This window comes from Micrococcus sp. LASM2_SD2 (genome assembly GCF_057364565.1).
The window spans coordinates 1-6,472 of the sequence record NZ_JBNFOB010000129.1 but is presented as its reverse complement, the minus strand read 5'-3'; the positions used below and the strand labels follow the sequence as shown (position 1 = coordinate 6,472).

The following is a 6,472-nucleotide window of genomic DNA, read 5'->3' as shown; positions in this document are numbered from 1 at the left end:
GCCGGCCCGGCGTCCGCCGGACGTCCGGAGCAGGCACGACCGAGCCCCCGCCCCGACCGTGCGGTCGGGGCGGGGGCTCGAGCGGTCGTGCGGAGAAGCGGCGTCCTCAGGCCTCGGTGACGCCCACGAGGCACTCCTTGAGCTCCGCCGCCTCCTCGTTGTTGAGCTCCAGGACCAGGCGGCCGCCGCCGTCGATCGGAACGCGCATGATAAGGCTGCGACCTTCCTTGGTCACTTCCATAGGACCGTCCCCGGTACGAGGCTTCATGGCGGCCATTGCGACTTCCCTTCTAGCTGGTCGGCTCAGGACGACGGCCCGGACCGGTGGTCCTGCGCCGTCTCGGGCCCGTGCTCGCCGCTGGTCGGCGAGTCTCCCGTCACATGTCCATTATTCAGGATTTCCCGCGTGGGGGCGAACCGGATCGGGATCGTCCGCTTCCTGGACGCCGCTCCGCTCCTCCGCACGGCGCAGGGCCTCCTGCAGCCGGGCGAGGGTCGCGTCCACCTGACCGCGGTGGTAACCGGGGACGGACTGCGCGAAGCGCACGTGCTCCACGTCCTCCGACCGCGGATGCTCGGGCAGCATCACCGGGGTGCCCGGCGCGTCCGCGCGGGGGTCCTGGACCGGCGCCGTGAACCGCCCCGCCAGCACCGCCACGAGCACCGCCACCACGACGGCGACCAGCGCGAGCAGCGTGAGCCAGACCGGCAGCATCATGCGCGGATCCCGTCCGCCACGGCACGCACCGCGGCGACGGCCTCCTGAGCCGTGTCCACGACGGTCACCAGGTCCAGGTCCTCGGGCGAGATGGTGCCGCGCGCCGCCAGCGTGTCCCGCAGCCAGTCCACCAGCGGCCCCCAGAAGTCCCGGCCGACCAGGACGATGGGGAAGCGAGTGATGGTCTCGGTCTGGACGAGGGTCAGGGCCTCGAAGAGCTCGTCCAGGGTGCCCATGCCGCCCGGGACCACGATGAACCCCTGCGCGTACTTCACGAACATGAGCTTGCGCGCGAAGAAGTAGCGGAAGTCGATGCCGACCTCCACCCAGTCGTTCATCCCCTGCTCGTGCGGCAGCTCGATGCCCAGGCCCACCGACGTGCCGCCAGCCTCGGCCGCGCCGCGGTTCGCGCCCTCCATGGCGCCGGGGCCGCCGCCGGTGATCACCGCGTAGCCGGCCTCCACGAGTCCGCGTCCGACGGCGCGGGCGAGCTCGTACTCGTCCGTCCCCTCACCCGTGCGGGCGGAGCCGAAGACGGACACGGCGGGTCCGAGCTCCGCGAGGGTCCCGAAGCCCTCGACGAACTCGGACTGGATGCGCAGCACGCGCCAGGCGTCCGTGGTGGTCGAGCGCTCCTCTGCCGGCGGCGGCACCACGGCACCGTGGTGACGGGAGTCCAGGAGGAGCTGGTCGAAGGTCGGCCGGCGGGCAGCCTCGCCGCGCAGGGTCTGCGGCCCGCGGCGCAGGCAGGGGCGGGGTGCGTCGTCGTGGGAAGCCATGGTGCCAGCCTATCGGTGGTGGGGCGCCGAGGGATCCCGGCGGCCACGGGGCGCCCGCCGGCGGCCGACCGGACCCTCCGGACCATGACGATGTCGCAACAGAACCGGGGCATGACCGCACCGGCCCGCCGCGTTCCGCTATATTCCCTGACTATGACTCAGCACACACTCGAGGCCCCCACCCCCGAGACGGGCACCGACGCGCTCATCAGCATGCAGGGCGTCAACAAGCACTTTGGCGACTTCCACGCGCTGAAGGACATCGACCTGACCGTCCCGCGGGGCCAGGTGGCGATCGTGCTGGGCCCCTCCGGCTCGGGCAAGTCGACCCTCTGCCGCACCATCAACCGGCTCGAGACCATCGACGACGACGGCGGACGCATCCTGATCGACGGCCGGCCGCTGCCGGCCGAGGGCCGCGGGCTCGCCCGCCTGCGGGCCGAGGTGGGCATGGTCTTCCAGTCCTTCAACCTCTTCGCGCACAAGTCGATCGTGGACAACGTGACCCTCGGACCCGTCAAGGTCAAGGGGAAGAGGAAGGCCGCCGCGGAGAAGCACGCCATGGAGCTGCTCGAGCGCGTCGGCGTGGCACACCAGGCGCAGAAGATGCCGGCCCAGCTCTCGGGCGGACAGCAGCAGCGCGTGGCGATCGCCCGGGCCTTGGCCATGGAGCCGAAGGCCCTGCTCTTCGACGAGCCGACGTCCGCGCTGGACCCGGAGATGGTCCAGGAGGTGCTGGACGTCATGGTCGGCCTCGCCAAGGAGGGCATGACCATGGTCGTGGTCACCCATGAGATGGGCTTCGCCCGCAAGGCCGGGGACCGCGTGGTCTTCATGGCCGACGGCGCCATCCTGGAGGACACCGACCCCGAGTCCTTCTTCACGAACCCGCAGCACGAGCGTGCCCGCGACTTCCTGGGCAAGATCCTCACCCACTGACCCGCACCCCCGGCGTCGGCACCGACCCGGCCGTCCCACCCCACCGCACCGACCATCCGACCGCACCGCACCGACCAAGGAGGCCCCCATGGCCCGCAAGAAGTTCCTCTCCCTGACCGCCGTCGCCGCCGCGGCAGCCCTGTCCCTGTCCGCCTGCTCCCCGTCCGCCTCCGAGGGCGGCGACGAGGGCGGCTCCTCGAACGGCGGCTCGGACAACGGGGGCTCCGGGGAGTCCCTGACCATCGGCATCAAGTTCGACCAGCCTGGCCTCGGCTTCCGCGAGGGCTCCAACGACCCGACCGGCTTCGACGTGGACGTCGCCGAGTACGTCGCAGAGGAGATGGGTGTGGACGCGGGCGACATCGAGTGGGTCCAGACCCCGTCCGCCAACCGTGAGAACGCGCTGGAGAACAAGGAAGTGGACATGATCTTCGCGACCTACTCCATCACCGACGAGCGCAAGCAGCGCGTCTCCTTCGCCGGCCCGTACTTCGTGGCCGGCCAGGACCTGCTGGTCCGCGCGGACGACGACGAGATCACCGGTCCGGACTCCCTGGACGGCAAGAACCTGTGCTCCGTCACCGGTTCCACCTCCGCCCAGAAGATCAAGGACGAGTACGCCTCCGGCGTGAACCTCGTGGAGCAGGGCGGCTACGCCGAGTGCGTGACCTACCTCGAGTCGGGCCAGGTGGACGCCGTCACAACCGACGACATCATCCTCGCCGGCCTGGCGGGCACCGAGGCCAACAAGGGCAAGTTCAAGGTGGTCGGCGAGCCGTTCACCGTCGAGCGCTACGGGGTCGGCATCAACAAGGAGGCCGAGACCTGCCAGCAGATCAACGACGCGATCCAGAAGATGAAGGACGAGGGCGCCTGGGAGGAGGCCCTGAAGTCCAACACCGAGGGCACCGGCTACGAGTACGACAAGGAGCTGAACTCGGGCGAGGATGCCGAGTTCGAGTCCTGCGACTGACCGCCTCCCGGTGACCCCGCTCCACCGCTGACGGACGGGCCGGCGGCGTCCGCCACGGACCCGCCGGCCCTTCAGGTCCGTCCCTCCTGACTCCCCTGGGAAGGCCCATGGAATCCCTGACCACCCTCATCGAGCAGTACGGCGCGCAGGTGCCGGTCGCATTCTGGATGAACGTCAAGCTGACGTTCTTCGCGGCGATCGGCTCGTTCCTGCTCGGCGTCGTCCTGGCCCTGTTCCGGATCTCTCCGGTCGCCTCGCTGCGCGCCGTCGGCGCCGCCTACGTGCACCTGGTCCGCAACACCCCGCTGACGATCATCATGCTCATCGGCGTGCTGGCCGTCTGGGGCCAGCTCAAGATCACCTTCTCGGACGACTTCGACCTGAACTTCTTCGTGTTCGCGGTCATCTCGCTCTCGCTGTACCACGCGGCGTTCATGTGCGAGGCCATCCGCTCCGGCGTCAACACCGTCCCCCAGGGTCAGGCGGAGGCCGCACGGGCGATCGGCCTGGGCTTCCTGCCCGCGGCCCGCCTCGTGATCCTCCCCCAGGCCCTGCGCGGCGCGATCACCCCGCTGGGCAACACCCTGATCGCCCTGACCAAGAACACGACCGTCGCCGCCGCGGCCTCCGTGGCCGAGGCCTCCGGCCTCATGAAGACGATGATCGAGTTCCGCCCGGACGTCATGGTGGCGATCTTCCTGACCTTCGCGATCGGCTTCTGCCTGATCGTGATCCCGATCGGCCTGCTGACCACGTGGGCCTCCGACCGTCTGGCGGTGGCACGATGAGCACCCAGTCCGTCCTGTTCGACGCCCCGGGGCCCAAGGCCCGCCGCAACGTCCTGATCGCCAACGTCGTCGCCCTGATCGGCGTCGCGGTGGTCGCGTGGATCGTGCTCGGCAAGCTGTCCGAGCGCGGCCAGCTCGAGCCGAGCCGGTGGATCAACGCGGTCGACGGCAACGCCTGGTCCAACTACTACCTGCCCGGTCTGCAGTTCACCCTCCAGTCCGCCGCGATCGCCGTGGTCTCCTCCGTGGTGTTCGGCCTGGTCTTCGGCTTCCTGCGGCTGGCGCCCTTCAAGCCCGTCCGCATGCTCAGCGGCCTGGTGGTGGAGTTCTTCCGCGCCGTGCCGGTGCTGCTGATGATGGTGTTCTTCTATCAGGTGTTCGCCATGCTCGGACGGGCCGGGGTGATCCCGTCGGCGGACGGGCCGTACTTCGCTGTGATCGTCGGCCTGACCCTCTACAACGGAGCCGTGATCGCCGAGCTGGTCCGCTCCGGTGTGAGGTCCCTGCCCAAGGGCCAGCGCGAGGCGGCCGCCGCGGTCGGCATGACGCCGAACCAGTCCCTGCGCCTGGTGGAGGTCCCCCAGGCCCTCGTGGCCATGCTCCCCTCCCTGCTGAGCCAGTTCGTGGTCATCCTCAAGGACTCGGCGCTGGGCTACCTGATCGGCTTCTACGAGCTGCTCCAGTACTCCCGTCAGCTCGGCTCCGGCCAGGGCAACATCCTGCAGACCCTCGTGGTGGCCGCCCTGGTGTTCATCGTGATCAACTTCCTGCTCACCTGGGTCGCCACGCTGCTGTCCAGGAAGCTGTCCTCGAAGACGGCCGGCAGCACCGGGCCCCGCGCCGGCTCGTCGGCCGTGAAGCTCTGACGCCCGTCGCCGGTCAGCCGGTGAACAGCCATGCGCGCAGGGCGTGCAGGCAGGAGTGCACGTCCTCTCGGCGCACGTGCTCGTCGTCCGTGTGGGCCAGCAGGGCGTCGCCCGGCCCGAAGTTCACGGCCGGCACGCCGAGCTCGGAGAAGCGGGCCACGTCCGTCCAGCCGTACTTGGGCTTGGGCTCGCCGCCGACCGCGGCCACGAAGCTCGCGGCGGCGGGGCGGTCCAGGCCGGGTCGGGCCGAGGGCGAGGCATCGGTGATCTCGACCTGCTCGTCCCAGTCCACACCCGCGGCGGCGAAGACCTCGCGGACGTGGGCGTGGGCCTGGTCCAGGGTCTTGTCCGGCGCGAACCGGTAGTTGACCTCCAGGGTGCAGGTGTCCGGGATGACGTTGCCGGCCACGCCGCCGGCCATGCGGATCGCGTTGAGGCCCTCGCGGTAGTCCAGCCCCTCCACGGTGACCGTGGCGGGCTCGTAGGCGGAGAGGGCGGTGAGCAGCCGTGCGGCGTCGTGGATGGCGTTGTGGCCGCGCCAGGCGCGGCCCGAGTGGGCGGCGACGCCGCGGAAGGTCACCCGATAGCGGTTGGTGCCGTTGCAGCCGCCCTCGACGACGCCGTCGGTCGGCTCCAGCAGGACCGCGAAGTCGGCCTCGAGCAGCTCCGGGGCCTCCCGGGCGACCCGGGCCAGGCCGGAGCGCATGGCGTCGACCTCCTCGTGGTCGTAGAACACCCAGGTGACGTCGTAGGCGGGGTCCGCGCCGTCGGACGCGCCGACCAGTCCCGCCAACGCCAGCTGCACGGCGACGCCGGACTTCATGTCCACGGCGCCCCGCCCGTAGAGGACCTCCCCGTCCCACACCGAGGGCACGGTGCCGCGCGAGCCCTCCACGGTCGGTAGCGGCACGGTGTCCAGGTGGCCGGCGAGGATCACCCGATGCGTGAGTCCGAGGTCCGTGCGGGCCACCACGGAGTCGCCGATGCGCGTGGTCTGCAGCCGCGGCAGCGAGCACAGCGCCTGCTCCACGGCGTCCGCCAGGTCCGTCTCCCAGTCCGAGACCGAGTACGCGTCCAGCAGCGTCGCGGTCAGCGCGGCGACATCCGGCCCGGAGGCGAGGTCCGGCAGGTCCACGGGTCGGCCGGCGGAGGGATGCGGGGTCTCAGCGGTGGTGTCCATGCCGCCAGTCTAAGAAGGTGCCCCTGTCCGGGACAGGACGACCGGACGGTGAGACGGAAGACGGACGGGGCGTGCGCCGTCGTCGGGCGCGGCTAGGCTGGCCCCATGACCGACACCGCGCAGAACACCGCCCGCCTCGTCTCCGGCCACGGCCTGGCCACCCGCGCCGCCGACGGCTCCGTGCTGGACGTCTGGTTCCCCGCCCCCGCGGCCGGGGACCTCTCCGCCG

Annotated in this window: 8 protein-coding genes; 4 read left to right on the top strand and 4 right to left on the bottom strand. The window is 70.9% G+C overall.

Translation table 11 applies throughout. From position 1 onward, the window contains the following. Nucleotides 1–106: 106 nt before the first annotated feature. From AC2W7A_RS07900 to AC2W7A_RS07890, 3 genes are all read right to left on the bottom strand, one after another. Nucleotides 107–277, bottom strand: a complete 171-nt coding sequence (locus AC2W7A_RS07900) for a DUF3117 domain-containing protein (protein WP_070637713.1) — start codon at nt 275–277, stop codon at nt 107–109. A 111-nt stretch (nt 278–388) separates the two neighbouring features. Beyond that, the gene (locus AC2W7A_RS07895) at nt 389–718 is read right to left on the bottom strand and encodes a DivIVA domain-containing protein (protein WP_485990877.1); all 330 of its coding nucleotides are present in this window, start codon (nt 716–718) and stop codon (nt 389–391) included. Continuing rightward, entirely contained in the window at nt 715–1,497 is a 783-nt protein-coding gene (locus AC2W7A_RS07890; protein ID WP_485990876.1) for an LOG family protein, read from the bottom strand. Before AC2W7A_RS07890 ends, AC2W7A_RS07895 begins: the two co-directional genes overlap by 4 nt. A 153-nt stretch (nt 1,498–1,650) precedes the next feature. Between AC2W7A_RS07890 and AC2W7A_RS07885 the strand changes: the two genes are divergently transcribed. The 4 genes from AC2W7A_RS07885 to AC2W7A_RS07870 all read left to right on the top strand — a co-directional run bounded on the left by AC2W7A_RS07885 (nt 1,651) and on the right by AC2W7A_RS07870 (nt 5,063). Beyond that, nucleotides 1,651–2,436, top strand: coding sequence for an amino acid ABC transporter ATP-binding protein (locus AC2W7A_RS07885; RefSeq protein ID WP_485990874.1), 786 nt, complete (start codon nt 1,651–1,653; stop codon nt 2,434–2,436). Between the two features lie 88 nt (nt 2,437–2,524). Then, complete coding sequence (locus AC2W7A_RS07880) at nt 2,525–3,409, top strand: glutamate ABC transporter substrate-binding protein (RefSeq protein ID WP_485990873.1); 885 nt, start codon at nt 2,525–2,527, stop codon at nt 3,407–3,409. Nucleotides 3,410–3,516: 107 nt separating this feature from the next. Then, nucleotides 3,517–4,197: an amino acid ABC transporter permease gene (locus AC2W7A_RS07875; RefSeq protein ID WP_485990872.1), complete on the top strand. Its 681-nt coding sequence runs from the start codon at nt 3,517–3,519 to the stop codon at nt 4,195–4,197. Next, the gene (locus AC2W7A_RS07870) at nt 4,194–5,063 is read left to right on the top strand and encodes an amino acid ABC transporter permease (RefSeq protein WP_485990871.1); all 870 of its coding nucleotides are present in this window, start codon (nt 4,194–4,196) and stop codon (nt 5,061–5,063) included. Before AC2W7A_RS07875 ends, AC2W7A_RS07870 begins: the two co-directional genes overlap by 4 nt. A gap of 13 nt (nt 5,064–5,076) precedes the next feature. Here AC2W7A_RS07870 and dapE read toward each other — a convergent pair whose 3' ends face one another. Next, nucleotides 5,077–6,243 carry a succinyl-diaminopimelate desuccinylase gene (gene dapE, locus AC2W7A_RS07865; protein WP_485990870.1) on the bottom strand — a complete coding sequence of 389 codons (1,167 nt, stop codon included), beginning with the start codon at nt 6,241–6,243 and terminating at the stop codon, nt 5,077–5,079. Between the last annotated feature and the right edge of the window lie 229 nt (nt 6,244–6,472).

Excerpts from the sequence above, each read along its gene's own strand:
- AC2W7A_RS07895 (WP_485990877.1), bottom strand. The coding sequence starts at position 718 with ATGATGCTGCCGGTCTGGCTCACGCTGCTCGCGCTGGTCGCCGTCGTG.
- AC2W7A_RS07885 (WP_485990874.1), top strand. The coding sequence starts at position 1,651 with ATGACTCAGCACACACTCGAGGCCCCCACCCCCGAGACGGGCACCGAC.
- AC2W7A_RS07900 (WP_070637713.1), bottom strand. The coding sequence starts at position 277 with ATGGCCGCCATGAAGCCTCGTACCGGGGACGGTCCTATGGAAGTGACC.
- AC2W7A_RS07875 (WP_485990872.1), top strand. The coding sequence starts at position 3,517 with ATGGAATCCCTGACCACCCTCATCGAGCAGTACGGCGCGCAGGTGCCG.
- dapE (WP_485990870.1), bottom strand. The coding sequence starts at position 6,243 with ATGGACACCACCGCTGAGACCCCGCATCCCTCCGCCGGCCGACCCGTG.
- AC2W7A_RS07890 (WP_485990876.1), bottom strand. The coding sequence starts at position 1,497 with ATGGCTTCCCACGACGACGCACCCCGCCCCTGCCTGCGCCGCGGGCCG.
- AC2W7A_RS07880 (WP_485990873.1), top strand. The coding sequence starts at position 2,525 with ATGGCCCGCAAGAAGTTCCTCTCCCTGACCGCCGTCGCCGCCGCGGCA.
- AC2W7A_RS07870 (WP_485990871.1), top strand. The coding sequence starts at position 4,194 with ATGAGCACCCAGTCCGTCCTGTTCGACGCCCCGGGGCCCAAGGCCCGC.